Annotated in this window: 16 protein-coding genes; 3 read left to right on the forward strand and 13 right to left on the reverse strand. The window is 41.5% G+C overall.

What is annotated here, in order from left to right:
* Positions 1–2: 2 nt before the first annotated feature.
* The 11 genes from vgrG to G460_RS0115140 form a co-directional block, all read right to left on the reverse strand.
* On the reverse strand, positions 3–1,760 hold the full coding sequence (gene vgrG, locus G460_RS0115090) for a type VI secretion system tip protein VgrG (protein WP_051316061.1): 1,758 nt from the start codon (positions 1,758–1,760) through the stop codon (positions 3–5).
* Positions 1,761–1,763: 3 nt separating this feature from the next.
* Entirely contained in the window at positions 1,764–2,555 is a 792-nt protein-coding gene (locus G460_RS22700; RefSeq protein ID WP_051316062.1) for a CIS tube protein, read from the reverse strand.
* A gap of 3 nt (positions 2,556–2,558) precedes the next feature.
* The gene (locus G460_RS23215; protein WP_157366938.1) at positions 2,559–2,714 is read right to left on the reverse strand and encodes a DUF5908 family protein; all 156 of its coding nucleotides are present in this window, start codon (positions 2,712–2,714) and stop codon (positions 2,559–2,561) included.
* A 3-nt stretch (positions 2,715–2,717) separates the two neighbouring features.
* Entirely contained in the window at positions 2,718–3,191 is a 474-nt protein-coding gene (locus G460_RS0115105) for a phage tail protein (RefSeq protein WP_026956151.1), read from the reverse strand.
* 5 nt (positions 3,192–3,196) lie between these two features.
* The gene (locus tag G460_RS0115110) at positions 3,197–3,631 is read right to left on the reverse strand and encodes a phage tail protein (protein WP_026956152.1); all 435 of its coding nucleotides are present in this window, start codon (positions 3,629–3,631) and stop codon (positions 3,197–3,199) included.
* A gap of 30 nt (positions 3,632–3,661) precedes the next feature.
* Entirely contained in the window at positions 3,662–5,110 is a 1,449-nt protein-coding gene (locus tag G460_RS0115115; RefSeq protein ID WP_026956153.1) for a phage tail sheath family protein, read from the reverse strand.
* A 30-nt stretch (positions 5,111–5,140) separates the two neighbouring features.
* Positions 5,141–6,856 (reverse strand): phage tail sheath family protein, encoded by a 1,716-nt coding sequence (locus G460_RS23075; protein WP_026956154.1) that lies wholly within the window; start codon positions 6,854–6,856, stop codon positions 5,141–5,143.
* Positions 6,857–6,867: 11 nt separating this feature from the next.
* Positions 6,868–7,998, reverse strand: a complete 1,131-nt coding sequence (locus tag G460_RS0115125; RefSeq protein ID WP_026956155.1) for a hypothetical protein — start codon at positions 7,996–7,998, stop codon at positions 6,868–6,870.
* Positions 7,995–8,603 (reverse strand): Pvc16 family protein, encoded by a 609-nt coding sequence (locus G460_RS0115130; RefSeq protein WP_026956156.1) that lies wholly within the window; start codon positions 8,601–8,603, stop codon positions 7,995–7,997. The genes G460_RS0115125 and G460_RS0115130 overlap by 4 nt, the downstream gene beginning before the upstream one ends.
* 236 nt (positions 8,604–8,839) lie before the next feature.
* Positions 8,840–10,198: a tetratricopeptide repeat protein gene (locus G460_RS0115135; protein ID WP_026956157.1), complete on the reverse strand. Its 1,359-nt coding sequence runs from the start codon at positions 10,196–10,198 to the stop codon at positions 8,840–8,842.
* A 73-nt stretch (positions 10,199–10,271) separates the two neighbouring features.
* Positions 10,272–11,660: a hypothetical protein gene (locus G460_RS0115140; protein WP_026956158.1), complete on the reverse strand. Its 1,389-nt coding sequence runs from the start codon at positions 11,658–11,660 to the stop codon at positions 10,272–10,274.
* Positions 11,661–11,741: 81 nt separating this feature from the next.
* Between G460_RS0115140 and rbfA the strand changes: the two genes are divergently transcribed.
* Positions 11,742–12,119 (forward strand): 30S ribosome-binding factor RbfA, encoded by a 378-nt coding sequence (rbfA, locus tag G460_RS0115145; RefSeq protein ID WP_026956159.1) that lies wholly within the window; start codon positions 11,742–11,744, stop codon positions 12,117–12,119.
* 9 nt (positions 12,120–12,128) lie between these two features.
* Positions 12,129–13,355 carry an FtsX-like permease family protein gene (locus tag G460_RS0115150; protein WP_026956160.1) on the forward strand — a complete coding sequence of 409 codons (1,227 nt, stop codon included), beginning with the start codon at positions 12,129–12,131 and terminating at the stop codon, positions 13,353–13,355.
* Here the strand turns inward: G460_RS0115150 and G460_RS0115155 are convergent.
* A complete protein-coding gene (locus G460_RS0115155) occupies positions 13,352–14,551 on the reverse strand; it encodes a tetratricopeptide repeat protein (RefSeq protein ID WP_026956161.1) in 1,200 nt (399 codons plus the stop codon). The two genes, G460_RS0115150 and G460_RS0115155, sit on opposite strands and share 4 nt — an antisense overlap.
* Positions 14,548–18,072, reverse strand: a complete 3,525-nt coding sequence (locus G460_RS0115160; protein WP_026956162.1) for a hypothetical protein — start codon at positions 18,070–18,072, stop codon at positions 14,548–14,550. Before G460_RS0115160 ends, G460_RS0115155 begins: the two co-directional genes overlap by 4 nt.
* Positions 18,073–18,248: 176 nt before the next feature.
* Between G460_RS0115160 and G460_RS0115165 the strand changes: the two genes are divergently transcribed.
* Positions 18,249–18,848, forward strand: a complete 600-nt coding sequence (locus G460_RS0115165) for a hypothetical protein (protein ID WP_026956163.1) — start codon at positions 18,249–18,251, stop codon at positions 18,846–18,848.
* The last annotated feature ends 4 nt before the right edge of the window (positions 18,849–18,852 follow it).

Genomic DNA, 18,852 nt, shown 5'->3' on the forward strand with positions numbered 1-18,852 from the left:
TATTAATTGATTTGAACTATTGAACCACTGATTACTGTGGAACCAGATGATGAAATCTCAGCTCCTGAGCTTCCCTCTCCTTTGAGTTGAGCATTGGCAGTGAGATTCACATTTGTTCCTTCTATAGTGACATCTCCAGAAGCTTTGATGATGACATCCTTGGCTGATTCCATTTGGATTCCATCAGAGTTCATGGTGACTTTATTTCCGTTTTCATCTTCCAAAAGAATACCGCCTTCATCGTCACTTATTATGACTTTGTTTCCATTGGGTGTTTCAAAAGTGATGGACTTCATATCATCGTCAAAAATCAGTTTCAATTGGCTTTTGGTGACGATTCCTTTTTGGAAATTATCCTCGTTCTGTTCGAAAGGAGCTGGTTTTGCTGAGCTATACAATTGTCCCAAAATCACGGGATCCCGAGGGTCTTCATTGATAAAACCCACTATTACTTCATCCCCTATTTCAGGTACAAAAAAGATCCCTCTGGCATCGTCTCCTTCACCAGCATCTGGAGTGGATACTCTGGCCCAAATACCCTCAGAATTTGGGTCGATTACTGGGATAAATACCCGAACTCTGAATTCTCCGTCTGGATCTTCCAGTTCAGTAACTTTTCCAATATGAAGTCCTTTGATGGCGGGAATGACACCGGCAGCTGGAATATCTAAAATGTCATCGTATAGTCTGGAAATGAATCTTGAATCCAATCCCAAACCTAAATGCGTAAACCATTTTTGATTGGGTGAAATCTCATGATAGACTGAAGAAACAAAGGCTTTTCCATTGAATCGGCTTCCAAAACCATCCAGATTCACCATGTCTCCCGGTTTGATGGTATTGTGGCCCTTTATTTTGACTTGGCCTTGGATTTTGGAAAGGCGGCTGCGTAAAAGTTTGGAGTCAGCCCATGCCTGAAGCTCTTGATCATCCACATTGCCAGAATGTTGTAGTCTGAAGTCACTCAACCCGATCACGTCAGACAAGTCAGCTCCGCTAAGATTACTTTGTAAGTCAATTCCCGGGTCAGCTCCTTCTATTTCTTTGATCTCTTGATTTGTTTGGTCCCAAGAGAAGCTCTTACTAGCCGCATATTGGGTTCTTGCATCCATTTCCGCCTGGAATTCAACGACATTCATGGCGTATTGGAGGTCGATTATCGGATCAGCGCTTACTTCCGGTTTGATGATTTTGATAGTTTCATCCTCGATCAATGCAATTTTTCCATTGATCTCGGCTCGAGTAAGAATAAAATCCCAATCTGTCACATAGTACTGTACCATTTCAGGATGGGAACCGGTTGTGCTTTCCACATCCGCACTCAGACCAGAATAGGATCCAATGATTTCCTCAATGATTTCATTGTCAGCAGAGTCAAAAAAGTATTTGTTTTTCCTTCCGACAGTCATTTTTACTGCCTCACTTTTCAATTCCAAAATCAATTTGGAAGAACTATCAGTCACTTCAAGTCCATGACGGATAATGATGCCTTTGAATATAGTTTCCTCAATCCCATGATACCCCGCCTTAATTTCAAGTGTTTTCCCAGGAACAAACAGATCTCCTGCGCTCAATTTAAAATCAGATTCAGCTACACTTCCATCAAACAAAACAAGTCTTGCAGATGGGATTTTATTGACTGCCTTCTGGACAATTATAGTCGCTATACCCACCTCCGGGGGAAGTGCATTGCCATCCGAAAGGATAGTATAAGAGACGATGTCTTCTTTATTTTCAGTATTTACAGGCACTAATGGCATTGATTAAGCTTTGGCTAAGGGTGGAAAGAAAAGATCTTGACCAACCTCCAGTTTTCTAAAATTTTTGAGCTTGTTGGCTTTGGCTACTTCCAAATAGAATTCCTGAGTTCCATAAACTCTGAGACACATAATTGGAAGGGTATCTCCAGATTTGACAGTTCGGATATGTGTGAGATCCGGGGAGGTTCTACCTGCTTCGGCAGCTTGCTCTTCTCGTGGTATACTCTGGATAAAACTCGCAGAGACTGTTGCTCGAATTGGGAGGCCTGATGAATTGAAAAGCTTATAATTGATGGTTGCCTTTTCCAGGACACCTCTGAATTGAAAAGCTCCCCAATTGATCTGTAAGAAGTTCGGGCTGTGGGATGCAGATTGGACTTTTTGCGTCAGCTCCAGAAACTTCTGAATAGCTCGATCCACATGTCGATCTTCCTGAATAATATCCACCGCATTGATTTTCTCGCCACTGATTTTATCCAGGTTGGGCTTGCTGTCTCCCAAATAGGAAAGGTCCACATCTCCCGGCACGTCTTTTCCCGGAGGAGAAGTCAAAGTTGCATCGAACAAAAACTCAAAGGAAACAGATTCAGATTGATTTGATTTGAACTGGTTTTGAGCTCCATCAGCTAGACCTTCCTCAGGTATCCACTTGTTCGTCACTTCCTGAGAATAGGTAGTTGGATTGTACATCACCACATAAGTCCCGGTCGATTGATCGTATGAATCATCCGAGAATGCTGTGATTTTGAGTTTTTCCAAACCACCCAAAGGAGAGAATATGTCTACAAGAGCCATGGTTTATCGTTCGTTTTTTTCTTTGACCAGTCGGGTCAATTCCTTGATGCCTTCAAGTACAGCCTCGGTTTTTGGACTGGGCTTGCTTCTACCAGATGGACGCTCTTCGGCAGTATCCACTGTTGTTCTGATGATCAATTCTTTGATTTCGATAGGCATAGTCTAAAAAGGCAAAAGGTCTGTTGGAGAGATTCTCCTGAAGTATTGATAGGCAAATTCGATGGACTCAATCATCAGGGTGTTTTCCATGGCGTTGAGGCCTTCGATATTCCATTTGACTGGCCAGGCATTGATGAAATTCCAAGCTTGAATTGGAATATGCTCTTCATTAAGTAGAATGACTGTGATATCATTAGCCTCAAATTGAAAAGCTTCCACGGAATCCTTAAACCATTTGGCTGCCTGAGAATCAATGAGCATCCCTCTTTTCAAAGTCAAATTGGGATAGGCTACTGATCCAGGCATTCGATGTTTGAATCTGTTTTCACCTCCCTCAGCGTATTCTTCGATTCCAATTTCCACACTCAGTCCTCCCACTTCCTGAAATCCTATATCTGGGATACTAGGGTATTTCAAAAGAAGCCCTTCAAAGCGGACCAAAAAATGAAAGCCGGTAGGGGGGTAAAAAAATGCCATAAGAATTAAGGAGTTTCGATAGCCAATCCTTCGTGACAGATTTCGATAGTTTCGACGGCGACCTCATTTCCTGTAGAGTTCAGGGTTGGTCCCTCAACTTTGCATGGGAATGCGTCTTTCACCTTCCAAACCATTACTGGTTCATGTTCTTCATTCAAAAGTGAGATTGTCAAATCCCTTCTTTCAATATTATTTTTCTTGACGGTATTAAGCCATTGGAAAAACTCATTGTCTGCACGGAAAACCCCTCTTTTCAGTGTGATATTACTGTATTGGGGAATTCCTGGCATTTTGGAAACGTGATATTCCAGAGAGCTGCCTTCCCGATAATCGATTGTTTGTAATTCGATGGAAAGCCCGGAGACTTCTGTAAATCCTATTCTGGTGCCGCCCCATTCTACCTGAAAATGAAAGACGGAAACTGGATATGCTACTGCCATGATATTTGGTATTTAGATTTCTGAAAAAGGTTAAGATTCTTGGAGTTTATGAGAGAATTTAAGAATGATAAATTCCGCTGGACGAACAGCCGCCATTCCTATTTCTACATTCATTCTGCCTTCTAAAATGTCTTGGGCGGTCATGGTGACTCCCAGTCCCACTTTTACAAAAAAGGCCTGCTCTGGTTTTGCACCAGCTAATGCGCCATCTCTCCAAAGTTTTGAGAGGAAATTCTCAATCATTGTTTTTACCCTGAGCCAGGTGTTGGCATCATTGGGTTCAAACACGACAAATTCTGTTGCTTTTTTGACTGATTCCTCGACGAAAATGAAAAGTCTTCTAACCGGTACATATCTCCATTCATTGTCGTTCCCAGCTAGGGTTCTCGCACCCCAAATCAGGGTTCCTTTACCTGTAAAGGACCGAATGGCATTGATAGATTTTCCTGAAGAAGCGTCAATGTTTAAGCTCGCTTGTTGCTCATGGGTTACTTTGACTGCAGGACCAATTATTGATCTGATATCTACATTTGCAGGTGCTTTCCAAACTCCACGCTGGCTGTCAACTCTTGCATAAACTCCCGCAACTGCTCCCGATGGAGAAGCTTTGGCGTATAGTTTGGCGAGTTCAGCAGTGAGAGATCTGAAAAGACTTGGATCAGCTGTTTCAAGGGCGTCCAAATTGGACCCATTTGCTGCATTTACTATTGCTGGAGCTGGTGTTCCAGTACCGATATAATTATCAGATTGACTTATGGTTACAGAGCTGGAAGCATATCCTAAGGGGATTGCAGTTTTTAGGTCCGGATAGTAGGCTGCACCATATTTGAGATTTCCAGATCCTATTCCATTATTTCTAAAATTCCCTGCATCTGCAAAAGGATCAGTGGTGTTTTCTTTGACATCCATGACGGTAAACCGGTCTTGAAGCTTTGCGCATTGTGCCAGTGCTGCCTCATAGACGGTTTTTGCATTTGCCATCGTAAGATCATCTGGGAACAAAAGCATTGTTGGCTCGTCAACTTTTTCTACGGCAGCCAATCCCCATAATAATGTGTTGATTGTTGTACTGGCGCCCACGGTTGGCGGCGCGGTGAAATCATTGACAGAAATGATATAGCATGGACCGCCTCCATTGTCAAAAAACAACCTGAGTGCATAGTACATTTTATATGCACTTTGGGTTGGTGGAGTTACCGAGATCGTTCTTGATGCAAGAGTTGCAGGCTGACCGTCAGATCCTGTGTATGTATCTGAGATGGATACGGCGATGGACTCTGTATTAGCTGTTCCGAAAATTGATTCATATTCCAACATAGATGTGATTCTAGTAGGAACACCGCGGAGTAGCTCACCATTTTTGGTGGCAAGGTCAGTATGACCTATAAATGCCGGGATGGCTGTCTCTACCGCTGCTATGGATGCGGGGAGAGTGGAGATTTCTTCTATATAAACTCCAGGAGTTGAGTAATTGGCCATTATTAAAAGTTTTTTGGTTGTCGAAACTGATTAGGATTCCTGAAGCTTATGAGAGAATTTCAGGATGATAAATTCCGCCGGTCTTACTGCCGCCAGTCCGATTTCTACATTCATTCTTCCTTCCAAAATGTCAAGAGCTGTCATGGTCTGACCCAAGCCAACTTTGACAAAAAATGCCTGTTCTGGTTTAGCTCCGGCAAGAGCTCCATCTCTCCAGAGGTTAGAAAGGAAGTTTTCAATCATAGTTTTTACCCTCAGCCAAGTATTGGCATCATTGGGTTCGAAGACTACAAACTCAGTCGCTTTTTTGACTGATTCTTCTACAAAAATGTATAGCCTTCTTACGGGCACATATCTCCATTCATTGTCATTGCCAGCCAAGGTTCTTGCGCCCCATACCAGATTTCCTTTTCCAGAGAAAAAGCGAATTACATTGATGGATTTACCAGAGGTGGCGTCAATATTTAGTCCTCCTTGTTCTTCATTACTGATAGGGATTGAAGGACGAATAATTGACCTTACATCTACGTTGGCTGGAGCTTTCCAAATACCTCTTTGGGAGTCAACTCTTGCATATACTCCTGCAACAGAAGCAGAAGGATAAAGCTCTAATAGTTTGCCTTGTAAAATGGCAAGGATGTCATAATAAAGTGTTTTGTCTGGAGCAATCCATGAGAAAGTGCCTGTTCCAGAAATGACGGCCCCTACATCTCCATTATCATTGTAAGTTAAAGGAATCGTTGTGCCTCCATCTGCTGGAGCTGTTGCTGTCAATGTAATGGTATCCCCATCTCTTTGAGCAGTATATAAAGGGTCCGCAGCGGTATTTATAGCCACATAGAGTGCATCAGCTGTAGTTGCTGGACCAGCAGCTAATGCAAATTCTACTCCTTCTGTAAAAGTATTCGCCCCAATGGTAAAAGAGTCTCCAGCAACATTCGCATTTGTGGTAATTCTAATGGTGGCAAAAGCAAAATCTTGTCCTGTGTTTACTTGAGCTAAAGGGATTCCCTGAAGTGGACCAGCACCAACCCCACCTCGGTTATCTTGAATAGTAAGGGAATTTTCATTAAAATTTCTATACAAAATAGATTTCATTCCCGGATAATAGGACGCACCATATTTCAAATTGGAACTTCCAACTTCGGCTCGGAAATCCTCTCCATCTTCTACTACTGTATTTCCATCATAATGGAGAGCATCAAAAATTGCAAAGCGATCCTGAAGTTTTGCACATTGAGCAAGCATCTGATCGTGGAGGCTTTTTCTGTTGATGTCTGATAAATGAACTGCTTCAGGAACTACCAACAAAGTTGGTTCATCTTCTTCCTCCAACACGCTCAGTCCTGCCAATAAATCTGCGACATCTATATCATCTCCAGTTGGTGTAGTTACAAAATCACCAACTGAAATAATCCAACAAGGACCTCCACCATTTGAGAAATAGAGGTAAACTTGATATGTCATCAAGTACTGTGAAAATTCTGCAGGATCAGTAATTGAAATGACCGGGCCATCAGTAATAGCAACAGTATATAATTCATGAAAAGATTCTCCAAAAATCTGGAGGTATTCCAAGTATGATGTGACTCTAGTAGGAATATTAATTCCAAATGTGGCTCCATTTCGGATTCTGCTCCGAGTATACCCTACAAATGCCGGGATGGCAGTAGCTACCGGTACGATGGATGCTGGAAGGGTGGATATCTCCTGAATGTACACCCCGGGGGTTTTATATTCTGCCATGATTTATTGGATTAGATGTATACATAGATTTCTGAAATTTCTTCACCTAGATCTACCTTTCGAATATTGCTGGATGAAGGATTGGGCATGTTGGAAATGAGAACTTTGTTTCCCGGTTTCCGGCTGAGTTCCAATTTTATTTTTGGTACTTCAAAAAATGGAATAGGGTCTTGTGATTTGAATAAGACCGTATCCGAATCGTTTATTTTAATGTCTGTATTGGGAGCAGCACCTATTTGATCAAAAGCATAAAGAGCATAAGGTGGAGTTACAGGGGCGCTCTTGTCCGAAATAGCCAGCTGAGCAGATGATACGTCTACCTTGTTAGACTGACTGACGATATAATAAAGCCATTTGGTAGATTTTCTTTTGAAGTCTAAAGCATAGAATTCTTTGGCGCCATATAGGTGGTTTGGTGCCGAAGCATAGCTGATTTTGACAACTCCCAAAGCCCGAGGCCCAAATACGTTTTCAGTTAAAAAGTACTCTTTCTTCCAAAGGTCAGTCGTATCACCTTCATCCCTCAACAGGAAAGTGTAATTACCCTCTGATTTTCCGGAGAGGTTTATTTCAAAAGAAAAATCATCCTGATCATCGGGGGTTAACTCAAAGTCCAGAGGCAAGGGGTTTCCATTTGCATCCAATCCAGATGGAATAGAATTCCCTACCGGGTCCAAGACCCTTAAAATCACTTTGCTTGGAGTTGGATTTAAAGTGACCCTTTGGCTTGTATGTTTTGCTATAATCCCGTCCCAAATTGATAATGATATAGTTTCAGGACTAGCTGAGTCATTGGATGCAGAAGAAGGATCATTGCTAAACGATACAATTTCTTGATTTTTTAATTTTCTGGACCCTTCAGATAAATCTGTTATTCCAAAGAAATTAGGACCGCTTTGGAGATGGATGAAAAAATAGAAATTTATTGGAGATGTCAAGGGTACCAAAGGGGTGGTGAGATCATCTTCAGCCTTATATAGGACAACCAAACCAATTGGCGTTTCCCTCGAAATCATTCTTCCTTTGGATAAATGCCATTGTGTTTCTTCAGTTGGAGCCAAATGAATTCCTTTTGCAAATCCATCTTGGAAATAATCATGCAAAATGCTCAATTCAAATAATCGGGAATAAATGATATTCATGACTTATGGAGTGAATTGAGAAAAATTTGTTCGATTGGATCTCCACTTTCCTGAATGGCATTTTCCTGAATCTGGATAGTTTTGATTTTGTAAAGAACACTTGGTAGGTATTTAGCTCCGACCACTGACCAGAAGTTGTAAAGCTGTTCGAATGAGTAACTGTAAAGCTCTACCACGATCTTTTTTAAGTTGGGATCATAGCCAGCCATTGCCGGACTATTTTCTGGGGTAAAGACATTTTTGCTTTGAAAAAATGCAATGGCATAGCTCAATTGCTTGAGACCCTCGACATAATCATCTGTATCATTCAATTGGGCCTTGTTTTGAAAATTGGCCGTGATCAAAACATAGAGATTTAAGAGGATTTCTGGGTTTCTCTTTTCGACTTTGCCTACGGAATTGATGAATTTGCTTTGCTGCTCCTTTGCGGTCCTTTCTTCCTCAATATTAATAAGTGAAAGCCCCAGTGATTGGTCAGGAATTGCAATCCCTGTTTCATTGGTTACTCCGGATAAATAAATACGGTCTTGTGAGGGATCACCTACTTTTAATTTGATAAACCCATTGATCTCTTGGGTCAAAAATTCTAACACTGAATGAAGCATAAGCCTAAAAGTCAAAATGAAAAAGCTGAACTATTTGGCTATAAGTTACTTAAGGCTTAACTCTATCTGAAGGAAAAAAAATATGTTATTGATGCGAATTTTTACATTGATCCAATCTTATCATTCTCAATTACAGAATCTTATGAGAAAAATTATTTTTTTAATATGACAACTTAACTCATCAAATTCTCGATAGGTCTTTTTTGTGTCTGGAAGGTTAAATTTGTCTCAACTAATTAATGACCTTCAGAAATCCACTTGTCTAATCGAAGTAATTCATATCCAAAAGGACACCAATCATGACTTTCTCGAAGGGCGCTTAGTTTTTTGGTTTCATTCTGGACGCAATCGGTATATTTGTCCCTAGAGCAGCTATAAATAGAGACAATTGCTTCGAATGCAACTTTTATTCGCTGGTTTGATTTATATCGCCATCGCCCCAAAAGCTTTCTAAAGTTTTCGATTTTAAACTCCACCCAATCTTGATCTTGCTGTTCCAAAAGAGCGATAATCTCATACAATTTTGCTCCTAGATAGTATTCAGGTATATTTTTCAGGCCAGCAATGCAAGAATGAAAAAGTTTGATTGAACTCTTAAACTGTTTCATTCTTAATCTTGTGAGAGCTTCATAATATGTCCAGACATATTTTTCATCAGGGAAAAGTTGCAAAAGTTTTTCGTGAATTAGTTGAATTGCTTCTTCCCATTGTTGATGGTAGTAGAGACTTAGAAAATGGAGCTTGTGATATTCAATGGGAGCATTTGTATCAATACTTGTTGACTGTTCCCGACAGATGAAAGCAGCTTGCTGGTATTCTTCTCGTAGGATTAGGAGCTTTATCTTGTATACGAGTAGCTTCCAACAGGCTTGACTGTCTTTTTCCTTCAAAAGGAGCAAGGATTTCTTTCCTTGAATAAGCTGCATACCTTTCGTCAGGTCTTTTTCTTCAATTGTTTTTTGCAATTCACCTAAAAGAGCCCATTGATCTTTGTGACATTGTACTTGAGAGAGAAGCTTGGATATAATTTCGTGCTTCTCTGGTTTCTGATCTTGGGATGGCTGCTCATTTATTTGTTGGATAAGGATGTCCAAATGATCTGTAATTGCCTTTTCAATGTGGGGGAGATCTTTGGATGATAGTACCTCACTGAGTCCATACTCTTGGGCAATAGAAAAAATAGTCAGAACGATATCATAAAATTGATTTTCGACGGATAGTTTAAGACACTTTTCTAAGAGTTTGCTTCCCTCTGCAGATAGCCCCCGGATCAAGACTAATTGTCCTTTTAGTAAGAGTTCTGTGCATAGGATTCTTTGGGATTGCTTAAAATTGGTTTTAGTAGGCTTGATCAATACCATCACCTCTTCAATTTCCTCTTTCAACCTCTTTTTTAATTGAGCGAAAGCACTGGTTTCTTCGTTACCATAGATTTTTTGTGAATAGAAAGAGTCTGGGTTTTCAGGATTATTTAGGTAAAGTTCAAATAATCGTAATTTTTTGGAATGATTGCTGTTTCGACTAGTAGCAATATTATATAGCAATTCTTTTTCACAGTTTGAAAAGCGCTCTAAAATAGACTGTACTGTATCCATAAAAACTCGAAAAAAAATATAGAATTTTCTCGAATTTACGATTTAATGACCTGTTTTACAAGTTGTTGTAGTCTTACTTCCTCCAGTACCTACCTGCGGATTTTAGCTCGTATTCTCTCAGTAGCTCCGGGTAGTCGATGAGCAACTTGGCAAACTCACCCTCTTGATCCAGAATCAATTCTGGTCTTTGGCTCTGTATCATCTGGAAAAGCTTGGCTCGCTGAGCAAGTGTCCTTTCTTTTTCCAAAACCAGCTTGCTCAGGTGAAAATTTAAAAAAGGACCTTCAAATCTTCCCTGCGTGTAGGGACTCAAATCATCCCCCAAAATCATCATTCCTTTGCCTTGAAGCTCAGGTTCATTTGAAGGATGCACAAAGTATTTGTTTTCTTCTTGGATCTCTTGTTGCATCCACCACCAACTGAAAATAGGTAGTACAAAAACCAACAAATAGAAGGCGGATTGAGTGATGAGACGCTTTCGAATGCTGAGGAAAAACTGGGTAATCAAATAGCTCAGCCCTGGCATCAAAATGACTAGTTGAAAAGCCGCCTGTCTTTTAGAGACCACCACTCCCACAAAAGCGATGATATTCCAGACGATCATGAGTTGCCTTTGCTTCTGCTGATTGATTGTGGCCCCTCGAAAAACCGAGCTGTAGAAAAAACCGATCACGGCAAGTAACAAAGGAAATGCTCCCACTATTGTCCAAGTGAGGAATGATTGGTAGTAATATTTCTCTGAGAAAAAGATCAAAGGCCAAATTTGAAAAGCTTCGTCAAGGCCATTATTCCAGTAATAAAAGATCGAAATCAATAGCAAAGGCAGGAAATATCCCGTGAGAGATAGAAGCAGCTGCCTGAAAGTAAAACCGCTAATGGCTATGCCTCCGAAGAGCATGAAGGGCAAAAACAAACAATAAATCGGATGAAAGCCTGTGGCTATTCCCCCGTAGATTCCGATCAGCAAAGTAGACTCACTGCTGTCTTTCTGGAGCATAGTCTGGGAGAAAAGCTGTGCCAATGCCAGCATAAGGAAGGTGCTTCCCAATAAAGCAGGTGAGATGCTGAGCAGATCAAAACTGATATGAAACAAGGCCATCATGATGATACCGGGCAGGTAGGTGTTTTCATCAAAAACCCGATATTTGATCATGGTAAAATTCCAAAATATCACCTGAAAGAGGATCAGCAATCGCCCGACTAGTTCCAGGGCAAGGGGATTTCGTCCGAAAAGGAAATCGAGCATAAAGTAAAACCCGGCAGAAAGAGGTCCCGTATCGTCGATGATGTGCTGATAAAGGAAAAAACCATCCCCAAGCCTTTCGCCCAGCAAGATCCAGTTGAGCTGAGTGGCGGTCAGGGGAAAGCCCGAAAACATCAAATAGACGATCGTCCAGATGACCAAAAACAGGAAAATCCCGATGATTCGGAAAGGATCGTTTACTTTGAAAAATTGAAACAAGGTCTGGGTATTTGATAAGGTGAAGCCCGAAATTAAAGCTTGCCCAAGTATTTCGCTAAATTTGTACCACAAATACTTTATATGGAAAGTAAAAGACAACAAAAACACGCCAAATTGCTCCAAAAGGAACTGGGAGAAATATTTCAAAAAGAAGCTCGTCATCTGATCGGAAAGGCGATGGTCACTGTCACCAGAGTGATGGTCAGTCCAGATCTGAGCGTCGCCAAAACATATTTGAGTTTTCTGCTGGCTGATCCAGCGGCGACTTTGGAAATCATCGATGAGCACAAAAAGGAAATCCGTCTTTATCTAAGCAAACGAATCGGCAAATCGGTTAGGATTATTCCCGAGTTGGCGTTTTTTCCTGACGAATCAGCTTCCTATGCGCAGCACATGGATAAAGTGATCTCCGGACTGAATATTCCTCCCGCTCCAGAAGAGGAAGAAGAAGAAGATTAATTTCCGGCCTTGAATCTCAGTTACTTCATAGCAGCTCGGTACTTCCGGAGCAAGAAAAAGCGAAATTTCATTACTGTCTTGTCCACGATCTCCATGGTAGGAGTAGCGGTGGGCACGATGGCATTGGTGATCGTCATGTCTGTATTCAATGGGCTGGAAGATTTGATTCGTGGGTTATTTGCCAGCTTCGATGCCGAACTCAAAATAGAAGCGAGCGTCGGCAAAAGTTTTGAGGTAGATGACAGTTGGCTAGGTCAAATCAGGGCTATCGAAGGGGTGGAGATTTTGACAGAAGTGATAGAGGATAATGCCCTGCTTGACTACAATGGCAATCAGCAGGTAGGTACCATCAAAGGAGTGTCTGACAATTTTTTGGAACAAAATCGCTTCCAGCAAGGCTATTACTGGGGAGATACTACGTTGGGTACAGATCTGAGGCCCGCTGCCATATTGGGGAGAGGAGTTGGTTTTTTTCTCTCTGTCAATCTCAAAGATGTCAATGTTCCTCTCAAAGTTTTCTATCCGAAAGCTCCCAGAAGTGCTGCTACTCTAGACCCTAGTCAATTGTACGCCTCAGCAGTTTTGGAGCCGGTCGCTTTTTTTTCAGTTGATCGACAGTTTGATGATGAATATGTCATAGCCCCTTTGAATTTTACCAGGGACTTGTTGAACTATGGGAATAAGCGAACCTCACTGGAAGTCAAGGTAGCAGAAGGCTACACAGTAGGGTCAGTCCAGAAAGCTTTGAAAGCACATTTGGGAGAGTCATTCACGGTGAAAAACACAGATGAACAGCACGCGGGATTGCTCCGAACAGTCAAGCTCGAGAAGTTGTTTGTCTTCCTTACTCTGACTTTTATATTGGCGATCGCTTCTTTTAATATTTTCTTTTCACTCAGCATGTTGGCGATAGAAAAGAAAAAAGATATCGCAGTTCTCAAAGCTATGGGAGCTCCAGACAAGCTTATCCAGCGAATATTTTTGAAGCAAGGGGCTTTGATAGCACTATCAGGAGCATTGGTTGGACTGGTATTGGGTTATTTGATCTGCCTGGCACAGCAATATTTTGGTTTGGTATCTTTGGGTATTTCCTCTGCGGTCGTCGATGCATATCCTGTTAAAGTAGTTTGGACAGATTTTATCTGGATCAGTATTTCGGTCATATCCATTACACTTTTGGCTTCCTGGAGACCAGCGTATATCGCATCACGAGTCAATACTGTGACAGAACTCTAATCTCCGTTGCAGATCTTTTGCTGGATCTCGTCGATTCCTGTCATGCCCAATTCTACAGCGGTATTCATATCGGAGCAGGCTTCTGCTTTTCGCTCTAGTCGATGTAGGGTGATAGCCCGATGGTAAAATGCAGAGGGATTGGAAGGGTCAATGGCGATCAATTCTACAAAATCTGCCAAGGCGGCCTCCAGCTCATTTTGGTAATATCGTGCCTGTCCCCTGCCAAGCAAAGCTTCAGGATCCTGCTCGATTAGAAAAAGAACTTCCTCAAAATCGGATTCTGCCGCTTGCCAATTTTTCTGTTTTGCATAGGACTTTGCTCGGTAAAACCATCCCTCTTCATCCTCTGGATATAAATTGATCGCTTCTGTATAATCCTCGATGGAACCCTCAAAGTCACCCTGCATAAACTTAACATATCCACGGATTTTCCATGGCTGCGGATCTTCTGGATCCTTTGCGATGGCTAGCGTCAATTCTTCTAGTTGATCTACATCGTTTCCATTTTCTAGGATTTTGATCCGCTGCCGTGCCAAAAAATGATCAGGATTGTAAGTGACAGCTTGGCGGAGGGATTCAAGAGCTTTGTCCTCAGAGCCGGACAGCATCTCTACATGACCTTTTTCAGCCCAGAAATCCGCTTCCTCAGGATTGAAGTAGATCACGGAATCCAAGTATACACTTGCAGCTGAATAATCTTCCAGACCTATTTTGGCCAAAGCAAGGTGATAGAGAATCTGAGATGGATTTGAAGTTTGGGCTGTGAATATTTGAGATACGCCTTGGTCAGCAGAACCAATCCTGTAAATCACTTGTGTGGTTTCGCCTTTGGGGATACTTCTAAAAGTGAGGAAATCCTCCTCGGCCTGTTCAAACCGTTTTAGCTTCAGGTATAATCTTCCTCGGCTCAGATACACATCAGCTTTTGCTGGGTCCAAACTGATTGCTTTTTGATAGTTTTCCAACGCTAGTAAATCACTGGTGCCATCAAACTGCTCGTAAATCAAGCCTAAATAATAATAGCCTTCTGGATCTCGGGGGTGATCTCTGAGCCACGTATCAATCAATAGGTAGGCAGTCTCATAGTCTCCCTGGTTATATGCTTCTATTCCTTTTTCAAATTCATTGAGGCTGGATTGCTGACCGTAGCAGATTCCTGATAAAAATATGGCAAGAGCCAGTCCAATTAGTCTCATGTAGTAGAGGAATTTTTCCCAAATTTAAAGCTACCAATTCCGCGATCAATTAAGGCATACAGGCTTCCCATAATTCCTAATGAACCGGTGAGATAGGTGTAGGCTTCGGAGAAAAAGTTTTTGTCAAAAATGCCGATCAAGGCAAAACAAATCAATACAAAGCTGATCAAAGAGATCTGGATGGAATTAGCATTTCCGTTCTTTCTCTCATAGGCCTTAAAGGCTGCTTTTTCCTCTTCAGTGCTGTGATCCAATATATATTTTCTAAATACGGGACTAAATAGCTGCCACTCTTTATAGACGTCTTTGGATTTGCCGGAAGAAGAGATTTTGGGAATCAAAATACCTTTTTGAGCTAGACCAATAAGAATTTCTTTTCTATGGAGGTTGAAAAAGCCTTCTTTGGCAAATGCTGCTGTCACGATCTTTTCCTCGAAAGACATCTCGGACCACATATTGGCATAAAATGCTTTTCTTAGTCTCAATTGCTTCAAGAGTGAGTCAGCCTTGCTTTCCTCAGACTCTATACTTAAAGAATCGTGTCGAATGGGCAAGGATTTGAAATTATAGTCTGAGAAGCTCTCCGAAAAACGCATTCTGTCGGCTGGATTATCTATTCGAGTAAAAATATCCCACCATTGCTTCCCTGAGCAGATCCAGATCTTTTTGTCCATCTCATGAAGTCGTTCCAAAATAGGGATAATCTGAGTCGGTGTGTCAAGACAATGAAAATTTTTGAGGATGTATACGTCTTTGGTTTCATCGAGCTGAAACTCCCAGCCAAGTGATTCGACTAAGAAATCTATGGTGGCAAATTCCTCAGGCTGATCAGAGAATACCTTCTCGATAATCTCTTCTAGATGCGTAGAATCTATGCTGCAAATGAAAAGTTGTCGCTCTGCACTGTCAAAGGAATCTTCATACTTTCGCTCAAAAGAAAAGAATATGATCCTTTGGAGATAATACATCAGTGCTCCCATCAAAGCCAAAATCAAGAATATATAGATCAATCCTGAGTTTGCTGTTAGATTTTGAGAGGTACCTAGCCAAGCTTGTTGGAAAGTCTGTTGATTTGGGGCAATGAAATTTTGGATTTTTTGATCAAATGGATCGGTCAATTGAACCATCAGACTCCTTCTCGCTTGCTCAAATTCTCTAGCTCGTCTGTTTGGTTCTGTTGAGGTATCGATTTGGGATTCTTTCCAGATTTGGTGTTCGAATAGCTGTGTTTTGGACTGGATGAGATATCCCGGAATGAGCCCTATTACCAGAAACCAAACGGTAAGAAAAGAAGGCAAGATTACTTTAGAGGGCATTAGAAACGAAAACTGGAAGTTTTTCCGCTCTATCAGTGGCCAAAAAGATACAATCAATACAGCAGCAAAAAGTAAAATAAAAATGGGAAATGGTGGGAGTTGGAGACCCCAAATACATGCAATCCCGAACAATAAACTGAGTAAAATGCTTGGGTAGGCTTTGGAAGAAATCCACTTTAGTGGACTACTGGATGGTTTTTTTGAGGGGATAGAAAGTGTCAAGTTGGTAAATGCTATCAGAGATGAGGAAAAAATCATCAGAGCAAGCCATTGCAGGTGATTGAGCTGACAATTTTTGTAAATCACCAACACCAGAAGACTATAAATCAAATAACAGATGCTGAGATATTTTAACTTTCCTCGGTTTTCCTGGTTGGGTTTTAGCCAGTCAAAGAAGAAAAGATTGAACCCATAATCAGAAACCAAGTCTCTTGAAAACTTTTGGAGGATAAGGTTGAGCAGCACAAATAGAAAATAGATCATCAAAAGGCAGACTGCTTCCAAAGACGTTAAAGACGAAAAGACGTGGCTGACATTGTGATTGACCAGAAATAGCATCCACATATTCTGGTCAAATCCGGTGACAGGGATTTTGGAGAGCACCCCCGTATAATGATTTCCATTGAGGTAGAGCGGCACTTCGATTTCAGACATTTGTTTCAAGCTGTCGTTGGATTGGATGAGAGAGTGGATTTCTACCCACGACTCTTCACTGACTCCTTCTTTGAGATTTGATATGGGAGAGATGATTTTTTCACTTTTGTACAGGATAGAGCCGTCCTCTTTCATCAAGAGATAGCGATGGAGTAGGCTGAGATGTCTTGGAGATTCCAGCTCAAACGTAACAGCAGCAATCTGTTTTTGAGAATTGGGCTTTGAGATAACTGACTCCAGCTTGCCAGATCCTCTGCTATAGTGAGAGTTCAGAAACTTCTTGTTGTTTTGGAGGTTGGAGTCTACTTCAAAAAAATCGTAATAGGCCCTTGTGCTTAGATCTATGGGAGAGTTTCCGTCTGGAAACCGAAGATTTAGCCTAGGAGATTGAAAAAAAATGCGTTCAGCTTTGCCTTTGTATATTGGATCAAAAAGAATCAACTCATTGAGTGGAGGCCCAGGAAGACACAGCAAAGGATCTAGTTGCCACACAGTCAAGATATGATCATAGGATGAGAGAGTCTTTTGTAGCGCATCACGAATCTCTAATCGGTCCGAACTTGATGCTGCAACTGGCTGTGGTTGATTTTTGAAGAATGAAATGGCAAAGCCCAATATCATCGTCAGGCCCAACAGAGAGACACCTACCTGAAGCACCTTTGCCTGCGTGAGATTGTCTCCCTTACTGAGATTGAGTATGCCTAAAATCGGTACAGATGCTACCAGTATGATCAACATAAAAATCAGTGTACTGAGGAGGGCGAAGTCAAGTCTTAAGCCTACTTTGAGAAATCGGCTTTGAGGAATCACTCCTACGGCAAAAAGCTGAAGCTCGCCCAAAGGCATGGGGGCTACATAAAACCTACTTTGAGTGCCTGAATAATCAATCTCTTCATAGTAGACTCCTGTTCTCACACGGTCTAAGCTATCAGTGACTAGGACCTCGGGTTGGTGAATTTGCTGGCCTAGCGCTGACGAGGGGAAAACCACCCGTCCTGCCTCATCAGTCAGGAAGAAGTCTTCAAATACTTGGTTGTTCTCTTGCTTTCTCAGGAGTTCGCTGAGCTCCACTCGGAAATCCACCAGAATAGCCTTAGGCTTTGGTAGATAATTAAGATCAAATTTTTCACGAAGCCTGGTAATATCGATTCTGTCAATTGCTTCCTGATCTATGTTCAATTCCAGGTTTTTGACAGTAAGTACAGATCCTTGTAGTGCCCAATGGATTGAGTACTTGTCTTTTTTTGCGACCAGACGTATACTGTCGATCTGTGGCTGAAAGGAAGCCAATAAGTCCGATATCCGCTTGGAATTCTTTCCCCATTCCTGATTTTCGCTCAGGGCATATGCTTCTCGGAGAAAATAACCCTCGATTCTCGAATAGTAATCAGGGAGAGCAAGCAGGATATCATTGCGGATTGCCTCTACACTGCGCAGGTGCTGATTTTCAAGCTCTGTGATGTTTTTATTGGACTGGACGAAAAGAACCACTCCAATGAAACCTATGATTGGAAGCAAAAAAAGCCAAACCTTGAGAGTCCTAAGTCTCATTAAAAAATAGATTAGTGGATGTATAATTTACAGATAAAAAGCTGAAAATCAATGGTTCATGAGCTAAGAGTGGTCTTGTCTCGGCTAAAAACAAAAAAACAGGCTATTTTTGGGGGCTGAGGCACACTTCTTGATCCTCAGCAGCTTCACCCAAAAAGTAACAAAACTCCCCAATCATGAGAAAAATTACCCTTGGCTTATTGTTCGGTATTTTCCTAATCAGCGTAGCTAGCAGTAAGGCACAAGAGTCCAGCGATTCCAGTGGTTCATTGAGTGAAGGAACTATCGATTCGCAGTTTGATTACATCTACAATGCTTCCAATAATTATCAGGAATACAAGGTCGTCAAAAGGACCAATTTGGATAAGCTGAAGTCCAATATTCTGGATTCTATGCAGACGATGAGAGCGGAAGTCCTCGGTCTCAAAACTCAGATTGGAAGTAAAAACGACTCCATATACTCTTTAAACCAAGTTTTGCAGCAATCGGAGACAGCCAAAGAAGAGGCGATTGCCGAAAAAGACAACTTTAGCATTTTTGGAATAGGGATCCATAAGTCGGTCTATTCCTCGTTTATGTGGCTTTTGGTGGCAGCTTTGGCAGGAGCCTTAGGATTCTTTTCTTTCCAGTATTTTCGCAGTTTCAAGAAAATCAAAAAAGCTCAGAAAGATTTGGGAGAAGTACAGGAAGAATTTGATCTTCATCGTAAAAACACCCTAGAAAGAGAGCGAAAGCTGAAAAGGGAGCTAGTAGATGCACAACTGGGCAAATCGTAGTTTT

It is taken from the genome of Algoriphagus vanfongensis DSM 17529, assembly GCF_000429465.1.
Taxonomy (GTDB): Bacteria; Bacteroidota; Bacteroidia; order Cytophagales; family Cyclobacteriaceae; genus Algoriphagus; species Algoriphagus vanfongensis.